The sequence below is a fragment of the Aquimonas voraii genome, assembly GCF_900101825.1.
Taxonomy (GTDB): Bacteria; Pseudomonadota; Gammaproteobacteria; order Xanthomonadales; family Xanthomonadaceae; genus Aquimonas; species Aquimonas voraii.
On the sequence record NZ_FNAG01000008.1, the window covers coordinates 34,806 to 53,744 of the forward strand.

Annotated in this window: 18 protein-coding genes and 1 tRNA gene; 17 read left to right on the plus strand and 2 right to left on the minus strand. The window is 69.3% G+C overall.

What is annotated here, in order from left to right; translation table 11 throughout:
* The first annotated feature begins 17 nt into the window (after positions 1 to 17).
* From BLP83_RS12705 to BLP83_RS12730, 6 genes are all read left to right on the plus strand, one after another.
* A complete protein-coding gene (locus BLP83_RS12705) occupies positions 18 to 1,766 on the plus strand; it encodes a VWA domain-containing protein (RefSeq protein ID WP_091243388.1) in 1,749 nt (582 codons plus the stop codon).
* A 200-nt stretch (positions 1,767 to 1,966) separates the two neighbouring features.
* Entirely contained in the window at positions 1,967 to 2,920 is a 954-nt protein-coding gene (gene dusA / locus BLP83_RS12710) for a tRNA dihydrouridine(20/20a) synthase DusA (protein WP_091243390.1), read from the plus strand.
* A complete protein-coding gene (locus tag BLP83_RS12715; protein ID WP_091243393.1) occupies positions 2,917 to 3,819 on the plus strand; it encodes an arginine deiminase-related protein in 903 nt (300 codons plus the stop codon). The genes dusA and BLP83_RS12715 overlap by 4 nt, the downstream gene beginning before the upstream one ends.
* A 123-nt stretch (positions 3,820 to 3,942) precedes the next feature.
* Positions 3,943 to 4,257, plus strand: a complete 315-nt coding sequence (locus tag BLP83_RS12720) for a PepSY domain-containing protein (protein ID WP_091243396.1) — start codon at positions 3,943 to 3,945, stop codon at positions 4,255 to 4,257.
* 90 nt (positions 4,258 to 4,347) lie between these two features.
* Positions 4,348 to 5,028: a response regulator transcription factor gene (locus tag BLP83_RS12725; protein ID WP_091243399.1), complete on the plus strand. Its 681-nt coding sequence runs from the start codon at positions 4,348 to 4,350 to the stop codon at positions 5,026 to 5,028.
* 87 nt (positions 5,029 to 5,115) lie between these two features.
* Complete coding sequence (locus tag BLP83_RS12730; protein WP_091243402.1) at positions 5,116 to 6,498, plus strand: ATP-binding protein; 1,383 nt, start codon at positions 5,116 to 5,118, stop codon at positions 6,496 to 6,498.
* 54 nt (positions 6,499 to 6,552) lie between these two features.
* On the opposite strand, the gene BLP83_RS12735 is transcribed toward BLP83_RS12730, so the two are convergent.
* Positions 6,553 to 7,338 carry a M90 family metallopeptidase gene (locus tag BLP83_RS12735; RefSeq protein WP_091243405.1) on the minus strand — a complete coding sequence of 262 codons (786 nt, stop codon included), beginning with the start codon at positions 7,336 to 7,338 and terminating at the stop codon, positions 6,553 to 6,555.
* A gap of 36 nt (positions 7,339 to 7,374) precedes the next feature.
* Positions 7,375 to 7,689 (minus strand): hypothetical protein, encoded by a 315-nt coding sequence (locus BLP83_RS12740; RefSeq protein ID WP_143006671.1) that lies wholly within the window; start codon positions 7,687 to 7,689, stop codon positions 7,375 to 7,377.
* 301 nt (positions 7,690 to 7,990) lie between these two features.
* On the opposite strand from BLP83_RS12740, the gene BLP83_RS12745 reads away from it, so the two are divergent.
* The 11 genes from BLP83_RS12745 to BLP83_RS12795 all read left to right on the plus strand — a co-directional run bounded on the left by BLP83_RS12745 (position 7,991) and on the right by BLP83_RS12795 (position 18,936).
* Positions 7,991 to 9,748, plus strand: coding sequence for a DegV family protein (locus BLP83_RS12745; protein WP_176764184.1), 1,758 nt, complete (start codon positions 7,991 to 7,993; stop codon positions 9,746 to 9,748).
* Between the two features lie 76 nt (positions 9,749 to 9,824).
* The gene (plsY, locus tag BLP83_RS12750; RefSeq protein ID WP_091243415.1) at positions 9,825 to 10,448 is read left to right on the plus strand and encodes a glycerol-3-phosphate 1-O-acyltransferase PlsY; all 624 of its coding nucleotides are present in this window, start codon (positions 9,825 to 9,827) and stop codon (positions 10,446 to 10,448) included.
* An 11-nt stretch (positions 10,449 to 10,459) separates the two neighbouring features.
* Positions 10,460 to 11,245, plus strand: a complete 786-nt coding sequence (locus BLP83_RS12755; protein ID WP_091243418.1) for a biotin--[acetyl-CoA-carboxylase] ligase — start codon at positions 10,460 to 10,462, stop codon at positions 11,243 to 11,245.
* Entirely contained in the window at positions 11,242 to 12,039 is a 798-nt protein-coding gene (locus BLP83_RS12760) for a type III pantothenate kinase (protein ID WP_091243421.1), read from the plus strand. Before BLP83_RS12755 ends, BLP83_RS12760 begins: the two co-directional genes overlap by 4 nt.
* A 90-nt stretch (positions 12,040 to 12,129) precedes the next feature.
* Positions 12,130 to 12,777 carry an SPOR domain-containing protein gene (locus tag BLP83_RS12765; RefSeq protein WP_176764185.1) on the plus strand — a complete coding sequence of 216 codons (648 nt, stop codon included), beginning with the start codon at positions 12,130 to 12,132 and terminating at the stop codon, positions 12,775 to 12,777.
* Between the two features lie 114 nt (positions 12,778 to 12,891).
* Positions 12,892 to 12,967, plus strand: a tRNA-Thr gene (locus BLP83_RS12770).
* Between the two features lie 49 nt (positions 12,968 to 13,016).
* Positions 13,017 to 13,397: an Hpt domain-containing protein gene (locus BLP83_RS12775; RefSeq protein WP_091243427.1), complete on the plus strand. Its 381-nt coding sequence runs from the start codon at positions 13,017 to 13,019 to the stop codon at positions 13,395 to 13,397.
* Positions 13,394 to 14,338, plus strand: coding sequence for an arginase (rocF, locus tag BLP83_RS12780; RefSeq protein WP_091243429.1), 945 nt, complete (start codon positions 13,394 to 13,396; stop codon positions 14,336 to 14,338). Before BLP83_RS12775 ends, rocF begins: the two co-directional genes overlap by 4 nt.
* Before the next feature lie 109 nt (positions 14,339 to 14,447).
* The gene (locus BLP83_RS12785) at positions 14,448 to 14,588 is read left to right on the plus strand and encodes an entericidin A/B family lipoprotein (protein ID WP_091243432.1); all 141 of its coding nucleotides are present in this window, start codon (positions 14,448 to 14,450) and stop codon (positions 14,586 to 14,588) included.
* 31 nt (positions 14,589 to 14,619) lie between these two features.
* Entirely contained in the window at positions 14,620 to 15,954 is a 1,335-nt protein-coding gene (locus BLP83_RS12790) for a tryptophan--tRNA ligase (protein WP_091243435.1), read from the plus strand.
* A gap of 660 nt (positions 15,955 to 16,614) precedes the next feature.
* Positions 16,615 to 18,936, plus strand: coding sequence for a DUF1800 domain-containing protein (locus BLP83_RS12795; RefSeq protein WP_091243437.1), 2,322 nt, complete (start codon positions 16,615 to 16,617; stop codon positions 18,934 to 18,936).
* Positions 18,937 to 18,939: the final 3 nt, after the last annotated feature.

Here is an 18,939-nt window from a genome sequence, read left to right on the forward strand (position 1 = left end):
AATGAGAGAGATATCCGATGCACCACACGACCGCGCGCGCCCTTGTCTGCCTGCTGAGCTGCCTGGGCACGGTAGCAAGCGCCAACGAAGCCACCCTGGTGGTGCTGGATGCCTCGGGCTCGATGTGGGGCCAGATCGAGGGCCGACCCAAGCTCGAGATCGCCCGCGAAACCCTGGCCGGCGCGCTGTCGGCATTGCCCCCCGACGCCGAGATTGGCCTGCTGGCCTATGGCCACCGTCGCCGCGGCGACTGCGCCGACATCGAGCTGGTAGTACCGCCGGCCGTCGGCAGCGCCGATGCGATCAATGCCGCCGCGCGCGACATGAAGTTCCAGGGTATGACGCCGCTGACCGAGTCGGTGCGTCGTGCGGCGGTGGCATTGCGCCATACCGAGCGGGCGGCGCGGGTGGTGTTGATCACCGACGGCGTCGAGACCTGCGATGCCGACCCTTGTGCCCTCGGCGAGCAGCTGGCGGCCAGTGGCGTGGACTTCACCGCGCATGTGGTCGGCTTCGGTCTGAGTGAGCAGGAGGGTCGGCAGGTGGCCTGCCTCGCCGAGCGCACAGGCGGCCGCTACCTGCAGGCCAATGATGTGGCCGCGCTGCAGGCGGCCCTGCAGCAGACCCTGGTCGAAGCGCCATCGCCTCCGCCCAGACCGATTCCCGAAGCGGCGCTCGAGGCGCCTGCACAGGCCGCCATCGCCAGCACGATCGAGGTCCGCTGGCAGGGCCCTGGCGATGCGCGCGACGATGTGCAGCTGTTCGATCCAAGCGCGGCGGAAGGCACCGGTCGTGTGCTGCGCAGCCAGCGCCTCAACCAGGACCGCGGCTTCGATACGCGCAGCGCGCGGCTGGTGATGGCCGCCGAGCCGGGCCGCTACGAGCTGCGCTACTGGCATGGCGAGCTGCAGCGCGTGTTGGCCCGGCAGCCGATCGAGCTGGTCGCGGCGGAAGTCAGCCTGGACGCGCCCGCGCAGGTGCCGATCGGCTCGACCTTCGTGGTCCGCTGGCAGGGGCCGGGCGCGGGCCGCGACGACGTGCAGATCGCCGCGGTCGGCGACGCGAACGTGGTTCGTCGCCAGCGTCTGAATCAGGACCGCGGCTTCGAGCGCCGCGAGGCCAGTCTGCAGGCGCCCACGGTGCCGGGTCGCTATGTACTGCGCTACTTCAACGGTGAGAACGACGAGGTGCTGGCCGAGCGCGAGTTCGACGTGGTGGCCGCCGAGGTGGGACTGGATGCGCCGGCCGAGGTCGACATGGGGCGTCCGTTCACTGTCCGCTGGCAAGGGCCAGGGGCCGTGCGTGACGACCTGCAGATCACCGCCGCGGACGACACTCGGGTGATCCGTCGCCAGCGTCTCAACCAGGATCGTGGCTTTGCCAAGAATGAGGCGAGCATCACCGCGCCGATCGCCCCCGGTAGCTACACGCTGCGCTACTACAGCGGTACCGATGATCGCGTGCTGGTCGAACGCGCCTTTCTTGTGCGTGCGATTGCCGTTGAGCTGGAGGCGCCCGACAGCGTTCCCGCAGGCCAGCGCTTCACCCTGCGCTGGCAAGGGCCGGGGGCGGTGCGTGATGACGTGCAGATCGTCGAGGCCGAAGACGACAAGGTGGTGCGGCGCCAGCGCTTGAACCAGGACCGTGGCTTCGCCAGCAACGAGGTCAGCCTGGTCGCGCCGGAGCAGCCGGGCCGCTACCGCCTGCGCTACTGGAACGGCGAGTCGAACACGGGTCTGGCTGAACGGCCGCTGCGGGTGGAGTAGAGGCGACACCGCCATGGATTGCTGTGGGCGTCGGCCCCGGACCGGCCCCGTCGACCACGGTGACTGCCCGCGATCGACGCGCCGGATGCAACCGCAGGCCCGGCCTTCAGCCGGCGCGCGCTACCCTACGCGCCCCGAACCAGAGTCCGCCGCGCGTGCCCGCCGACTTCGCTGCCAGCTTTCGCCTCTCCGTCGCCCCGATGATGGACTGGACCGACCGCCACTGCCGCGTGTTCCACCGCGCGCTGGCGCCGCACGCGCGCCTGTACACCGAGATGGTGCATGCGCAGGCGGTGCTGCACGGCGACCGCGAGCGCCTGCTGGGATTCGATGCGGTCGAGCACCCGCTGGCCCTGCAGTTGGGCGGCAGCGAGCCGGAACGGCTGGCGCAGGCCGCGCGCATCGGCGCCGACTGGGGCTATGACGAGATCAACCTCAATGTCGGCTGCCCCTCGGACCGCGTGCAGGCTGGCAGCTTCGGCGCCTGCCTGATGCTGGAGCCGCAGCGCGTGGCCGACTGCTTCGCCGCGATGCAGGCTGCGGTGAAGGTGCCGGTGACCATCAAGTGCCGGATCGGCGTCGACGACCAGGACGAGGCCGACAGCCTGTTCGGTTTCGTCGAAACGCTGACGGCCGCCGGCTGCAGGACGTTCATCGTGCATGCCCGCAAGGCCTGGCTGCAGGGCCTGTCGCCGAAGGAGAACCGCGAGATTCCGCCTCTGAACTACCCGCTGGTGCATCGCCTCAAGCGCGAGCGGCCGGAGCTGCAGATCGCGATCAATGGCGGCATCGCCAGCGAGTCCGCGGTGCGGGAGCAACTCGTCCACGTCGATGGCGCGATGATCGGTCGCGCCGCCTACCACGACCCCTACCTGCTGCATCGACTGGATCGCACGCTGTTCGCGCCTGATGCGCCGCTGCAGACGCGCGAGGAACTGCTGCGTTCGCTGGAGCCGCACGTGCGCGAGCTGCAGGCGCGCGGAGTGATGCTCAAGCACTTCAGCCGCCACATCCTTGGCCTGTTCGCCGGCCAGCCCGGCGGCCGCCAGTTCCGCCAGATCCTGAGCACCGAGGCGCATCGGCCCGAGGCCGGTTGGGAGCTGGTCCAGCGCGCCTTGGCGGCGGTCGAGCAGCAGCAGGCGCGCGCGGCATGAGCCCTTTCGAGGGCTTTGATGTCGCCGCTGCGCGTGCGTTGGCGGCAGATCGCCCGGCCTGCGCGCGTGCGGCCTTTCTGGTCTCGCCTGCGGGCTCGGAGCTCGCCGCACAGTCGGCCAGCGACAATGCCTACATGGACCTGAAGCAGGCTTTCAGCACCGACCGTGCGCGCGCCCAGCACCAGGCCCTGCAGCGGGCGCTCTCCAGCGAACTGCCGGCAATCTGCTTCGCTGGCGATCCGGATGCGCCGGACGGCTTGTTTCCGAACAATGTGTTCGCCACCACACCGGGCCGACTGATCATCGGTCGCATGCGTCATCCGGTGCGCCAGCGCGAGGCCGAGCGGCCGGACATCCGTGGCTTCTTCAGCGGGCTGCTGGGCTATGCCGAGCTGGACCTGCGCGCTGGGGAGGTCGGCGAGCTGACCGGCTCGCTGGTGATCGACCGCGCCCGCGGCATCGGCTATGCCGGCCTTGGCGAGCGCTGCACGCGCGCGGCCGCGCGATCGATGGTCGAGGCCTTCGGCCTGCGCGCGCTGCTGTGCGCGGAGCTTGCCGCCGGCGAGTACCACGCCAATGTCGTGCTGTCGGTGCTGGCTGGGCGCATGGCGGTGATCTGTGCCGAAGGCTTCGCCGACCCGGCCGCCGCCGAAGCGATCGCTGCCGTCTATGCGCCGCAGGTGCTGTGGCTGGAGCCGGCGCAGAAGAACGCCTTCGCGGCCAACTGCATCAGCCTTGCCCCCGATTCGGTATGGATCAGCGGGCGCGCAGCCGACAGCCTGAGGCCCGACCAGCGCCTGCAGCTGGAGCGGGCCGGCTTCGCTTTGCGAAGCGTTGAACTCGACGAGATCGAGAAGGCCGGCGGCAGCCTGCGCTGCTGCGTGGCGGAAATCTTCTGACGCTCTGGTCCGCCCCTAGGGAAGCCCAGGACTGCGGCCGACTTCAGTACGGATTCACCCCCCGCTGGCGAGACTGGCCCCACGCTCCCGCCCACGGCCTCACTGGTCTAAGATCGCGCCTCCATGATGTCCGCCCGCCTGCCCCTGCTGCTGATCGCCTTGCTGCTGCCCTGCGGCAGCGCCTGTGCGTCTGCCGATTCGGGCGAGGACATCCCTGAGCTTCCGCCTTCCGAAATCCGCGAGTCGGTTCGGCGAGTGGAGCAGGAGACCGGCGGGCGCGTGCTGCGGGTCGAGCCGGTCCGTCGCGGTGGCCGCGACACCTACCGCATGAAGGTGCTGACGCCCGAGGGACGCGTGCGTGTCATGCAGGACAATCGCCGAGACGATCGCCGCAGCGGCGGCCGCGGCGACGTGCCCGGGACCTTCCGCGACGAGTGAGTACGATGACCGCACCCGCGGTACATCGCCGGCGACGCCCGAGGCGTCCGCCTTCCAACTTTCCAGTTCCCTGCATGAGGAGCCGATCCGATGCGCATCCTGCTGGTTGAAGACGAAGCCCCGCTGCGCGAGACCCTGGGCGCCCGCCTGAAGCGCGAGGGCTATGCGGTGGACCTCGCCCAGGACGGCGAGGAAGGCCTGTACCTGGGGCGCGAAGTGCCCTTCGACGTCGCCGTCATCGATCTCGGCCTGCCCAAGATGTCGGGCATGGACCTTGTGCGCGCGCTGCGCACCGAGGGCAAGAAGTTCCCGATCCTTATCCTCACCGCGCGATCGAGCTGGCAGGACAAGGTCGAAGGCTTGAAGTCGGGCGCGGACGACTACCTGGTCAAGCCTTTCCACGTCGAGGAGCTGCTGGCGCGGCTCAATGCCCTGCTGCGCCGCGCGGCCGGCTGGAGCAAGCCCTCGCTCGACTGCGGTCCGATCAAGCTGGATCTCGCCGCACAGACCGTGAGCGTGAACGGGCAGAGCGTCGACCTGACCAGCTATGAGTACAAGGTGCTCGAGTACCTGATGCTGCACGCGGGTGAGCTGGTTTCGAAGGCTGATCTCACCGAGCACATCTACCAGCAGGATTTCGACCGCGATTCCAACGTGCTGGAGGTGTTCATCGGCCGACTGCGCAAGAAGCTCGATCCTGACGGCGAGCTCAAGCCGATCGAGACGGTGCGCGGCCGCGGCTACCGCTTCGCGATCCCGCGCGACGAATAAGTCGATGCTCATGGATCACCGCAAAGCCCGGCGCTCCGCGCCGGGTTTCGCATTTGCAGTGGCGGCCTGCCGCGCGAGGGGCGTGCAATGAGCGCACGCCGCGCGCTCTCCCTGCAGGGCCGCCAGCTGCTGGCGGCTGCGCTGGGGCTGGTCGCCTTCCTGAGTCTCACAGGCTTCGCTCTGGATCGCGCCTTCACCGAGGCGGCGGTATCGAACCTGCGAGAGCGCCTGCAGACCTATGCGCATGCCTATCTTGCCGGTGCCGATCTTGCCCGCGGCGGTGAGCTGATCATTCCCGAAGTGCCGCCGGAGCCGCGTTTCCTGACCGGGGGTTCGGGCCTGTACGCGGCGGTGCGCTCGGAGAGTTTCAGCTGGGAATCGCCCTCGATGGTCTCGCGCAGCGTGCCCATGGCGATGGACCTTGCGATGGGCGAGGTGCGCTTCGAGGGGCCGCTCGACAGTGACGAAGGGCCGGTGTATCGCCTCGGCCTTGGCGTCGCCTGGACCAGCGAAGCCGATGAGGATGTCGATTTCTCGATCGTCATCGTCGAGACGGCGGAGGCGGTGGATGCGCAGGTGGCGGTGTTCCGCCGCACGCTCTGGGCCTATCTTGGCGCCGCCGCAGGTCTGCTGCTGGCGGTGCAGATCCTGATTTCGCGCTGGAGCCTGGAGCCGCTGCGTGCAGTGGTCGGTGAACTGGCCGAAGTCGAGCGCGGCGAGGTCGAACGCCTGCGCGGCGATTACCCGCGTGAGTTGGCCCTGCTGACCAGCAACATCAACGAACTGATCGAAAGCGAGCGCGAGCACCTGATGCGCTACCGCAACACGCTCGGTGATCTCGCGCACAGCCTCAAGACGCCGCTCGCGGTGCTGCGCACACGCATCGAGGATGGGCGGGACGACGACATCGAGGGTCTGCGCGCCGATGTGCGCGAACAGGTTGCGCGCATGGACGGCATCGTCGCCTACCAGCTCGCGCGCGCGGCGACCACGGGCCACCAGGTGTTCGCGGCACCGATCGCCATCGAGCCGCAGGTGGAGTCGCTGGTGCAGAGCCTTGAGAAGGTCTACGCCCGCAAGAACGTTCTTTGCGAGTTCGACCTGGATCCCACCGCGCGCTTCTATGGCGAGCTGGGTGATCTGCTGGAGCTGCTTGGCAATCTGCTGGAGAACGCCTTCAAGTGGGCCAACCACCGCGTGCTGCTGACCACGCAGACCCTCACCGTGGCGCCGCAACGCCGCGCCGGGCTGATGATCTCGGTCGAGGATGATGGCCCGGGCATTCCGCCCGACAAGGTGGAGCTGCTGCTGCAGCGTGGCGTTCGCGGCGACGAGCGCGTGCAGGGACACGGCATCGGCCTGTCGATCGTGCAGGACATCGTGCGCGCGTATCGCGGCGAGCTGTCCGTGGAGCGTTCGGAAGAACTGGGCGGCGCACGCTTCGTGCTGCGCTTCTCGCCGGCCGGCTGAGCGGCGCCGCGCGCGAGGGCTGCAGTTCTGCAAAGGGCCCCGGCTGGCTGCCACTCACTCCGGCTGGAGCGCGGGTGGCTCGGGCGCCAGCTCTGCCGGCGAAGGGCCGTAGAACGCGGCGAGGTGTTCGGCCACCGTCGGCAGCGCATCGCGCAGCACTTCCGGCGCCGAGAAATGGTATTCGCTGACGACCGCGAAGAACTCCTCTGGTGCCGTCGCTGCATAGGGGTCGATCCGCGTCTCGCGTTCGGCTTGAACCTCCGCGCACAGGGCATCGAAGGCGGCCTGGAAGTCGCGGGCCCAGGCGCGCTGGCGCGCGGCGGGCAGGGGAGGCGTGCCATCCAGCACGCCATCGCGCAGATCGAGCTTGTGGGCGATCTCGTGGGCGACCACATTGCAGCCCTCGGCGGGTTCGTCGAGGTCGAGCAGCACGTCTTCCCAGGACAGGATGAGGGGGCCTTCGCTCCAGGCTTCGCCCGCCAGCTCCTCGTCCCACTCGTGCAGCACGCCGGTGGGTTCATCCAACTGGCTGCGGCGTACGCGAAACGCGCCCGGATAGACCACGACCTCATGCCAGCCGCCCAGCCAGTGGCCGCCAAGATTCAGTATCGGCAGACAACAGAGCGATGCGATCAGGGCACGCTCGCGATCGCCCAGTTCAAGGCCGTGCACCGGTGTGATCGCCTTGCGCTGCAGGAAGCTTCCAGCCAGCGCGCGCAGGCGCCCCTGGGATGCCGGGTCCAGGCCTGCGATCAGGGCGCAGCGCGCGGAGACAGATTCGAAAATGGTTGCAGACAGCGTTTCACGGGCGCGCCGACCGCTCCACCAGCGGGAAAGCACGGCGATGACCTCGGTCTGGGGCCTCGGGTCTTGCGGTCAACGCACCATGCCGGGCAGGAAGGCGTTCCAGCGCGAGCTCGGCTTGGCCGGTGCGGGTGTGCTTGAGTCGCCGCCGCCCTGCGTCGGGGCACGCACGGGCACTGCGGATCCACCCACGGCCTGGAGACCTGCGGGCAGTTCGGCATCCTCAATCAGCGCTGGCTCCTGCGCGGCCGGCTCGACGCCAGCGGCAGCCTCGCTGCCGCACTCGTCCGCGGGCGAATCCATCGGCAGGACTTCAACCGCCGCAGCCGGCGCAGAGACAAGGAGCCACAGTAGCGAAGCGCTCAGGATCGTGCGGATCTGCGGCATGAGCATTCCTTGGACAGGGGCTGCGGAAGCGGGCGGGATCGCGGCCAGTGCTCTTTCCGACGTTCGGAATGAGACGCCGCGTCTGCGAATCACAGGCGGTCAGCTGCCCGAGTGTAGCGCGGGGGCGTTCAGAGAAAGTGAGGAAATGTCAATCGTCGATCGGGTTGCCCTGCGCTGTCGCAGCGCAGCGTGACCTGAACGGGGGCTCTGGCATCCTCGCCGAATGGTTGCCGTCCTGAGTCCCCGCGCCCTTGAAGCGCCCGTCACCGCCGCACAGATGCGGCGTGCCCTGATTGCGGGCATGCGTCGCGTCGTCGAACGCCGCGAATTGCTGGATCGCATCAACGTTTTCCCTGTTCCGGATGGCGATACCGGCAGCAACCTCGCGTTCACCCTCAACAGCGTGCTGAGCCGCAGCCTGAGTCGCCGCTGTGCGGCGCTCGGTCCCCTGCTTCGGCAGGTGGCCGACGACGCCGTCGATGGCGCCCGCGGCAACTCCGGCGCGATCCTGGCGCAGTTTCTCTCCGGCGTGTCCGAGCGAGTCGCCGACGCCGAGGTGTTGCCGCCCGATGAGCTCGCCGCCGCCGCTGCTGCCGGCGCGGACGCCGCCCGCAAGGCTCTGTCCGAACCGCGCGAGGGCACCATCCTCAGCGTCATTCGCGCCTTCGCCGATGGCATGTCGCGGGCCAGCGCCGAGGGCGCCCGCGACCTGCGCGAACGCTTCGAGCGCGCGCTTGACGCAGCACACGCGGCGCTGGCCGATACGCCCCGACAGCTCGCGGTGCTGCGCCAGGCAGGGGTGGTGGATGCTGGCGCACAGGGCTTCGTCGACCTGCTCGAAGGCATTGCCGACTACCTGCGAACAGGCCGCCTGAAAGTGGCGGCACGGGTCGAGCATCTGGAAGACATCCCATTTGCGGGAGCCGATCTCCATGAGGATGTCGACCCCGCACATCGCTGGTGCACCGAGTGCCTGCTCAGCGCCGAAGCGCTGGATGCCGAGGCCCTGCGTGCCGCCCTGACCGCGGCGGGCGCGGAATCGGTCGTGATCGCCGGCGGCCGTCAGCGCGTGCGCATCCATGCTCATGTCGGTGCGCCGGCGCAGCTGTTCGAACTGGCGGGTCGCTTCGGCAAGGTCAGCGCGCACAAGGCGGAGGACATGCTCGCCCAGCAGCACGAGGCGAGCCTGGCGCAGGCGGTGGCGGTGGTCACCGATTCGGGCGCCGACTATCCCGCCGAGTTGGCGCAGCGGCTTGGCCTGTCCGCGGTACCGGTGCGCGTCTCCTTCGGCGAGGAGGAGTTCCTCGACAAAGTCTCGATGAGCGCCGCCGAATTCCATCGGCGACTGAAGGCCAGCCCCGTCGCTCCCAAGACTTCGCAGCCGCCGCCGGGCGATTTCCGCCGTCAGTTCGAGACGCGCCTCTCGCACCACCGCGAGCTGGTCTATGTCGGCATCGCCCGCGCACTGTCGGGCACGCTGCAGGCTGGCGAGTCGGCGGCCTCCCGCGTCGCCGCCGAACGCATCCGCGTGGTCGATTCCGGGCATGCGAGCTGTGGCCAAGCCCTGCTGGCGATTGCCGCCGCCGAAGCGGCGGCGCGGGGGCTCGGTGCAGCGGAGGTCGTCGCCGAGGTGGAAGCCCTGCGCCCGCGCGTGCAGACCTGGGCCATCACCCGCGACGTGAGTTTCGCCGTGCGCGGCGGACGCATTCCTGCCTGGGCCGGCAAGCTGGTGGCGGCGCTCGGGCTCACGCCGGTGGCGCGCGCCAAGCCCAGTGGTCGACTGGCGATCGCGGGCGCGTTGACGGGCGGGGCGCAGGTGGCGCCGGAGCGCTTCGCGAGGCATCTGCTCAAGCGGCTCGACGCGCGCCGACGCTGGCGTCTGCTGGTCGGCCACGTCGACTGCGCAGACGATGCGCAGCAGCTGGAACTCCGCCTGCGCGAGGCCCTGCAGGCCGATAGTTTCGGGGTTGTGGAAGTCGGCCCCGCGATTGGCGCGCATGCGGGCTCGGGCGCGCTGGTGGTCGGTCTGCTGGATCTCGGCCCGATCGATCGCGCCTGAGCCATCGGCGAGCGCGAGGCCGCCGTGTGCTGGCCTGCGCTTCCGTGGCGCCCTTCCGAACCCGCACACTAGGCCCATGCTCCAATCCCTGATCGCTCTCCTGCTGGCCTATCTGCTGGGTTCGCTGTCCGGCAGCCTGCTGATCGGTCGCGCCATCGGCGTCGACATCCGCCAGAGCGGCAGCGGCAACGCCGGCGGCACCAATGCCTTCCGCACGCGAGGCTGGCGCTTTGCGCTCGGCGTGGTGTTGATCGACATCGGCAAAGGCGCCCTGGCCGCCGCGCTTGGCGCGTGGCTGTGGACTCCTGAGGCACTGCTGTCGGCGACTGACCTGGCTGGGGCCTGCACCCTGGCGGCGGCCATCGGTCACACCTGGCCGGTGTTCTTCGGCTTCCGCGGCGGCAAGGGCGCGGGCACCCTGGTCGGCGGACTCTGCGTGGTCTGGCCGCTCAGCGTGGGCCCGGTGTTCCTGGTCTGGATGCTCTGTCTCGTGCTGACCGGCTATGTCGGGCTTTCGACCATCCTCGGAGCCGCTGTGCTGGTGCCGCTGGCGCTGTGGATCGCGCCAGCGCAGCTCGGCTTCGCCGTGGCTGCGGCGAGCTTCATCTTGTTCACCCACCGCAGCAATGTGCAGCGGCTGCTGCGCGGCACCGAGCACCGCTTCGAGCGCGTGCGCCTGTTCCATCGCCGGGCGGGCTGAGGCCGGCGGAAATGAGCGAATCGATCGCCGCGCTGGCCGAGCGCACGCAGCGAGCACTGGCGGCGGCTGACCCTGCGCCGCCGCAGCTGCAGTGGGTGGCGGTGACGGAGTCCACCAATTCCGATCTGCTGGCTGCAGGCCCGCCACCGCCCGAGGGCGCAGTTCGCGTGGCCGAGCGGCAGACGGCTGGCCGAGGGCGCCTGGGTCGTCGCTGGCAGTCGCGCCCTGGGGGCAGCCTCTGCCTCTCGATGGCGCTGCCATGGCCTGGTGGCATCACCGCTGCGGTCGGCGCCAGCCTGATCGCCGGTCTGGCGGTGGCGGAAGCGCTGCGCGGACTTGGCGCAGTCGATGTGGGCCTCAAGTGGCCCAACGATCTGTGGGCCCGCGAGCGCAAGTTGGGGGGGCTGCTGGTCGAGGTCGGCGGGCGTTCCGACGGCGTGTTTCTGGTGATCGGACTGGGCCTCAACCTCGACCTGCCGCGCGACTTCGAGGCCGAAGTCGAGTGGATCGCCCTCGCCGATCTGGGGCTCAAGCCCGACCGCGCCGAGCTGGTGGCGGCCCTGGTGCGGCAGCTGCGTACCCGTCTCTGGCAGATGCAGGCGCAGGGATTAGGCGACCTGCTGCCGCACTGGGAGCGTCTTGACGTGCTTCGCGGGCAGCCGGTGCAGATGCTCGCGGGCGAGCAGCGCTGGCCCGGTCGCGCGCTGGGACTGGCCGCGGATGGCGGGCTGCGCGTCGAGCATGCCGATGGCGTGCGGGTCTGGCACAGCGGCGAAGCCAGCCTGAGGCCGGCATGAAGCCGCGCCTGCTGCTGGATCTGGGCAATACCCGCCTGAAGTGGGGCTTGGCGCTGCCGCCGGATGCGGAGCACCCGGACTGGCGGCTCGGCGAGGTGGCCGCGCTTGCCCATGCCGGCCCGGATTTCCTGCCCGCGTTGGAACACGCCCTGCGCGGGCTGCCCGAACTCGACAGCGTGCATCTGGTGGCCGTCACCGCAGAGGCGACGGTGGATGCGATCCAGCGTTGCGTCGCCGCCTCGGTGCGGGTGCAGCGCCCCGGCCTGCTTCGAGCGCGCACCCAAGCCGAAGCGCCCACCGCGCGTGGCCCGGTGCTGCGCTGCGCCTATCCACGGCCGGGGCATCTCGGCTCCGACCGCTGGCTCAGCCTGCGCGGGGCGCTGGCGATCGCTGCCCCGCCACTCTTGGTCGTCGGCGCCGGTACCGCTCTGACCATCGATGCGATCGACCGCGACTGCCGGCATCTCGGCGGTCTGATCCTGAGCGGCATCGCCACGATGCACGAGGCCCTGCTGGCGCGTGCGCCGCATCTGCGCATGCCCGGCGGCTCACCTGGGCTCGGGGCTTTCTGGGCGAATGACACCGCGCCAGCGGTCGCCATGGCGCCCTGGCAGGCGGCGGCGGGGCTGATCGAGCGCGCTCGGCGACAGCTGGAGCGCGACGCCGGTGAGGTGCCCGGTGTGCTGCTGGCGGGCGGTGACGCCTCAGGCATCGCGCCGCTGCTGGAGTGTCCCGTGCGTGTCGAGCCTGCCCTGGTGCTGCACGGTCTGCTGCAGGCCGCGGTGCACGACTGAAGCCTGGTCGCCCGGCGGGGCTGGGACGCCCTGCTATCCTGCGCGCCCGTTCCGTGCCCGATCGACCTCCCGACCCCGATGCTGCCCCGCGTGCTCGTCCTGCTGCTGCTGCTCATGAACGTCGGCGTCGGCGCCTGGTGGTTCCTGCGCCCGGAGCACGAGCCGCGCCGCTTCGCGCCGACCGAACCGGCCGTGCCGGGCCTTGAGTTGCTGAGCGAGCATGAGACGCGCGGCATGGTCGGCGAGCTGGCGGAGGCGCCGCAGCCGATCGCGCCCAGTGCCGATGCGGTGTGCGAGCGGATCGGCCCCTTCCTGACCCAGGCCGACCTGCGCCGTGCGGTCGGCGCCTTGACCCCGGTCGTGCAGCGCATCCAGTTCCGCGAGACCCGTGCCCTGGCCCGCCGCGGCTACTGGGTCTACATGCCTGCGCAGCCGACTCGCGACGCCGCGCTCGCCACCGCGCGCGAATTGGCGGCCCAGGGTTTGCGCGACTACTACGTCGTCACTGCCGGCGACCGGCAGAACACCATCTCGCTGGGACTGTTCCGCGAGCTCGCGAACGCCCGACAGCGCCAGGCCGATGTGCGTGCGATGGGCTTCGGCGCGGAGCTCGGCGAGCGCACCGAGGAAATCCCGCAGTACTGGGTCGACATCGCCGCCGACCCGCGCTTCGACTGGCGCGCCCAGCTCGGCGGCTATGCCGGCGTCGATTCCAGCCGAATCGACTGTGAAACCTGAAGGCTGGGGCAGGGGATGGCGCCCTCGCCGCAGTGCATCCGGGCGGCATGCGGCAGAAGTCCCGGTCAGGCGATCCCGAATCGCGCCCTCAAGACGCTACAATCCCGGCTCCGTGCCGGCATAGCTCAGCTGGTAGAGCAACCGCCTTGTAAGCGGTAGGTCGTCCGTTCGATTCGGACTGCCGGCACCACTCTCGCAGCCCCGCGCTGCCCGATCGACCCCCAGCGTGGCCCGAACGCGTGAGCATCGACGGTTTTGACTCCCTGCTGGCCCTGTACCGACTGGCGCTGAAGGACAAGCGCCTGAAGCTGCGCCGCTACATGGCCTCGATCCGCGAAGCAGCCAGCAACGAGGCCGCAGAGGCGGATGTGACCGAGCTGCGCGGCATGCTGCACAAGATGGCGGGCTCGGCGGGCGCTTACGGTTTCCCCGAGGTCAGCGACAAGGCCCGCGCCATCGAGCGCCAGTGGATCGCCTGGATCAAGTCGCCTGCCGAGGCGCGTCGTCCCGTGCAGGCGCTGTGCGCCGAGCTGCTCACGCCGACGCTGGAGTTGCTCGTGCTGATCGACAAGGCTATCGCCGCCGCCTCGCAGGCGACCGAGGAGCAGGAAGACCCATGAGCTCGAACCGTTTCCCGCCGGTCAGCCTGATCGGCGTCCCGACCGACATCGGCGCAGGCCATCGCGGCGCCTCGATGGGGCCTGAGGCCCTGCGCGTCGCCGGCCTTGGCGAAGCCCTGGTTGCGCGCGGTCTGGAGGTGCACGACCGCGGCAACCTGCGCGGACCCTTCAACCCCTGGCAGCCGCCGCACGAGGGCTATCGCCATCTGGAACAGGTGGTCGAGTGGAACACGGCGGTGATGCAGGCTGTCGAGGCCGAGCTGAAAGCCGGGCGCATGCCGATCATGCTGGGCGGTGACCACTGCCTCGCGGTCGGTTCGATCACCGCCGTCGCCAAGCACGTGCGCGCGCAGGGCAAGAAGCTGCGCATCCTTTGGCTGGATGCGCATGCCGACTTCAACACCTCCGAGCTCACGCCCAGCGGCAACGTCCACGGCATGCCGGTGGCCTGCCTCTGCGGCATGGGGCCGCGCGCGCTGACCCATCTCGGGGGCAGCATTCCGGCGATTAGTCCGGACCAGGTCAAACAGATCGGTATCCGCTCGGTGGACGAGGGCGAACGTCGCCTCGTGCACGAGGCCGGCCTCGACATCTACGACATGCGCTACATCGACGAAGTCGGCATGAAGCGGGCGATGGAGGAAGCGCTGGAAGGGGTCGACGCCGACACCCACCTGCACGTCAGCTTCGACGTCGATTTCCTCGATCCCGGCATCGCACCCGGCGTCGGCACCACGGTCGAGGGCGGGCCGAACTACCGCGAAGCCCAGCTGGTGATGGAGATGATCGCCGACACCGGCCGCATGGCCTCGCTCGACATCGTCGAGCTGAACCCGGCGTTTGATGAGCGCAACCGCACGGCGCGGCTGGCGGTCGACCTGGTCGAGAGCCTGTTCGGCAAATCGACCCTGATGCGCGATCCGCAGCGCGAGGCGCGTTGACGCGCGCTTGACCGCGCTGAATCCTCGCAAGCCTTGGCGCTGACGGTCGGGCGAAGGCGCTGCTAGGCTGCTGCCCCCGCTTTTCGCGGCGATTGCCGCCGGAGATCCCATGCGCATCTCGAAACCAGTCTGGCGCCTTGCGGCGCTCGCGCTCGGCCTGCTCGTGTTGGCCGGCTGCAACACCATCCAGGGCGCCGGCAAGGACTTGAAACGTGCCGGCGAGAAGATCGAAGAGGCCGCGCGCCGCTGAGCGCGCCGCGCCCCCACCCCCAAGAGGCTCCATGTCCCGCACCCGCGTCCTTACCGGCATCACCACCACCGGCACCCCGCACCTCGGCAACTACGTCGGCGCGATCCGCCCGGCGATCGCCGCCAGCGCCGACCCCAATGTCGACGCCTTTTTCTTCCTCGCCGACTACCACGCCCTGATCAAGTGCGACGAACCGGCACGCATCCAGAGCTCGCGCATGCAGATCGCCGCGACCTGGCTGGCGGCAGGGCTGGACCCGGAGCGCGTGCACTTCTACCGGCAGTCGGACATCCCCGAGATTCCCGAGCTGACCTGGCTGCTGACCTGCGTCACCGCCAAAGGGATGATGAACCGCGCGCATGCCTACAAGGCCGCGACCGACGCCAACGAGGCGGCCGGCGAGGATGCCGATGCCGGCGTCACCATGGGCCTGTTCAGCTATCCCGTGCTGATGGCGGCCGACATCCTGATGTTCAACGCGCACAAGGTGCCGGTGGGCCGCGACCAGGTGCAGCACATCGAGATGGCGCGCGACATCGGCGCGCGCTTCAACCATCTGTTCGGCCAGGGGCGCAGCTTCTTCACCCTGCCGGAGGCGGTGATCGAGGAGTCGGTCGCGACCCTGCCCGGGCTCGATGGCCGCAAAATGTCGAAGAGCTATGACAACACCATCCCGCTGTTCGAGGGCGGCGCCAAGGCGCTGAAGGAGGCCGTGGCCCGCGTGGTCACCGACTCGCGACTGCCCGGTGAGCCCAAGGATCCCGAGGCCAATGCGCTGGCCCTGATCTTCGATGCCTTCGCCAGCGCCGACGAGGCCGCGGCCTACCGTGCGGACCTGCGTGCCGGCCTGGGCTGGGGCGAGGCCAAGCAGCGTCTGGTCGAGCGCATCGAGCGCGACGTGGCGCCCATGCGCGAGCGCTACCAGGCCTACATGGCCGATCCGCAGCGGCTGGAGGACATCCTGCAGGCTGGCGCCGCCCGCGCCCGCGCCATCGCTGCGCCGCTGCTGGCGGAGCTGCGCGAGGCGGTGGGCCTGCGCCGGTTCGTCGGCGTTTCGTCCAAGCCCGCGCCGGCGAAAGCCGAGCGCGAAGCCCTGCCGCAGGTGAAGCAGTACCGGGAGGCCGACGGCCAGTTCTACTTCAAGCTGCTCTCGGCCGAAGGCGAACTGCTGCTGCAGAGCGAGGGCCATGCCTCGCCCAAGGAGGCGGGCCAGGCCCTGCAGCGGTTGCGGCAGTGCGCCCCGGCTGATCTCGCTGAAGCCCTCGGCGGACGAGTGGGCCCTGCCGAGCAGGAGCGGATCGCCAGCGCCTTCGCCGCACTTGAGGCTGCAGAAGCAGAACGCAAGGCCAAGGCTGCGGGCGGCTGAAGACTGCTGGCACGCGCTGATCTGGTGCCCTGGGAAGATCTGAGCCATCCCCCCTGGCGTTGTCAGGGGCTGCGAGTCCGCTGCAGGTCCGCCCCGTTCGGCTGCTGCACGGCGCGCCTCTGCTGCCTCCGCTCGCGCTGGATCAAGCAGGCGCGTGAATGACCCGGGATCGCGCCGGCCTTGTGCCCGGAGGCGGCCATGCGTCAGAGCATTCCCGGAGGTTGTAGGGCCGGCCCGGATCATTGCGGCGCCCGCGTCCAGGCGCGGCGGGCTCCGGGACTTCTGTCGGCAGAGGTGGCGCGCGAGGGTCTGGCTGTGGCCAAGCTCCGCGGCGCGGCCGACGGGCGCGTTGCGCGCTCAGTGGCTTTCCGTGCGCTTGCCTCTTCGCTGACCTCGGCCGATCGCTCTGGCAGCGCAGTCTTGCGCCTTGCAGCACGCGCATGTGGGGCGGGCTCCGCCAGTTCGTGTCGGAAACCCCCCGATTGCCGGGCTTTTACGATCGATTTCGCGTTTTGACGAGACTGCGCAGAATGTGACGCGGTGTGTCAGCGGCGTTTCACTGCCGTTTATCGGGGCTGCGGCCAGCGACAAGTTTTCAAATGTTTAGCCCGAGGTAGAGTGAACAAACGTTTCACCGCTCTTCCCATCCGGGGAACTCGCATGACCTACACACGTTTTTCCAGTCTGATCCTGGGCCTGGCAGGCTTGACCTGCTCGTTGTTCTCAGCCGAGAGCAAGGCCGATGACCCGCTGTTTTCCAACTCCTTCGAGGTGGCTTTCGACCTGCCGACCTCGGACGCGGAGGCGGTGCGCTTCCTCAATCAGGCCACGTTCGGTGCGCGCCCGCAGGACATCCCGATCGTGCGCTCGCAGTCGGTCTCGGGCTGGCTCAATGGCCAGCTGAATCACCCCACGGTGACACTGTCGCGCGCTTGGCTGGAGGCGTATGCCGCGGCCCTGCCCGCCAACAGCAGCGTCAACCAGGATGCGCGCCTCCACCGCTGGTTCGATGTCGCCGTGACGGCCCCCGATCAGGTCCGTCAGAAGGTGGCCTACGCCCTGTCCCAGATCGTGGTGGCCTCCGACCGCGATGACTTCCTGGCCGGCGAGCCGATCCAGATGGCGGAGTGGAACGACATCCTCGTCCGCAACGCGCTGGGCAACTACCGCACGCTGCTGCGCGAGGTGACCTACAGCCCGATGATGGGCCGCTACCTGACGCATCTGCGCAATCGCAAGTTCGAGCTGGTGCGCAGCACCAGTGGTGGCAACACGACCTTCACCGCCGGCAACAACGGCGTGCAGCCCGACGAGAACTACGCCCGCGAGATCATGCAGCTGTTCTCGATCGGCCTGGTCGTGCGCGGCGACGACTTCTACACCACCTTCGCCGATCCGCAGAACCCGCAGGTGCTGCAGACCACCTACGACGAAGACGACATCTCCGAGCTGGCGCGCTTCTTCACCGGCCTGTCCTACCAGTGCACCCAGGGTGTCTCGGTGGTGGGTGGGGTCCCGCTGGAGCGCAACTGCGGCTCCAATTCGACCACGGCCTGCACGGGTATTGGCTGCCGCTTTGGCAACGGCGGCAACCGCTTGTTCGGTAACAGCCCGCCGCGCGACCCGTTGAATCGTGGCCTGATCCACCCCGACTGGTACCGCCCGCTGGTCTGCTATCCGCGCTACCACGACAACGGTCGCGACACGAGCGGCGCCATCATCGAAACCGATACCGGCAGCTTCTCTCTGCCGCCGGGCACGCCCACGCCCGAGAAGACCCTGACCCTTGGCAGCTCGCAGGGCGTCCGCACCCTGACCGTGCAGCCGAGCTTCCTCGACGGCTCGCCGCTCAACTGCCACGCCAGCAACCTGAACGAAGCCCAGCAGCAGGCTTGCATCGATTACTGCGAGGGCAGCATCGATGCGGTCGTCGACCTGTTGTTCAACCATCCGAACACGCCGCCGATGGTGGCGCGCCAGCTGATCCAGCGTTTGGTCACCTCCAACCCCAGCCCTGCTTACGTGCGGCGCGTGGCGGAGGTCTTCGCCAACAACGGCAACAATGTGCGCGGCGATATGAAGGCGGTGGTGCGGGCGATCCTCATCGACGAAGAGGCGCGCCGCCCGCATGGCGCCGCCGGCCAGCCGGTGGACTTTGGGAAGGTGCGTGAGCCCATGCTCAAGCTGGTAGCCCTGTGGCGCCACTTTGGCGCGGTTTCAGGTGATACCGCCCTGTTCCCGAACCAGAACCCGCAGGGCAGCCCGGCCACGGCCAATCCGCTGGCAGGCCAGCCGGCCCTGCGCCGCTGGGGCCCGACCAACCCGCAGAACGAGTACCAGCAGCGTCCGCTCGGTGCGCCTACGGTGTTCAACTTCTTTGAACCCGACTATCGCCAGCCTGGCACGGTCACCGAGCGCGGCCTGTTCTCGCCCGAACTGCAGATCATCCACGAGGTCACCTCGGTGGCGGCGGCCAATGATCTGTTCGCCCGCCTGTGCTCCGGCTATGGCGGCAACAGCAACAACTGCGGCTCCGGCGCCCTGACCGGCGGACCGACCTCGCCGACGCCGCCCGACGCCAACAACAACCCGCCGAACAGCCGCGCCTACTTCCCGATCGCGCAGATCGACCAGATCCCGGCCCGCGTCGCCGAGCGCTCCACCGCGGCCGAGCCTGCCGTGGCCGACGATCTGGCTCTGATCGAGTTCTTCAACGTCCGGCTGATGGGCGGAACGATGTCGGGCAGCGTGCCGGCGGACTTCAGCTGCAGCAATACAGGTACGGGCATGAAGAGCGTGCTCATGAAGGCGATGCGTTGCTCCGCCACCTGGAACAACGCGACCGTGGCCAGCATCAACACCGCCCTCAACGGTGGCACCAATGGCACTTCGAATGGCAACCAGCAGCAGCGCCAGCGCCGCAAGGCCCTGTACCTGATGCACCTGATCGCCATCTCGCCCGAATACAGCACCCAGCGCTGAGGA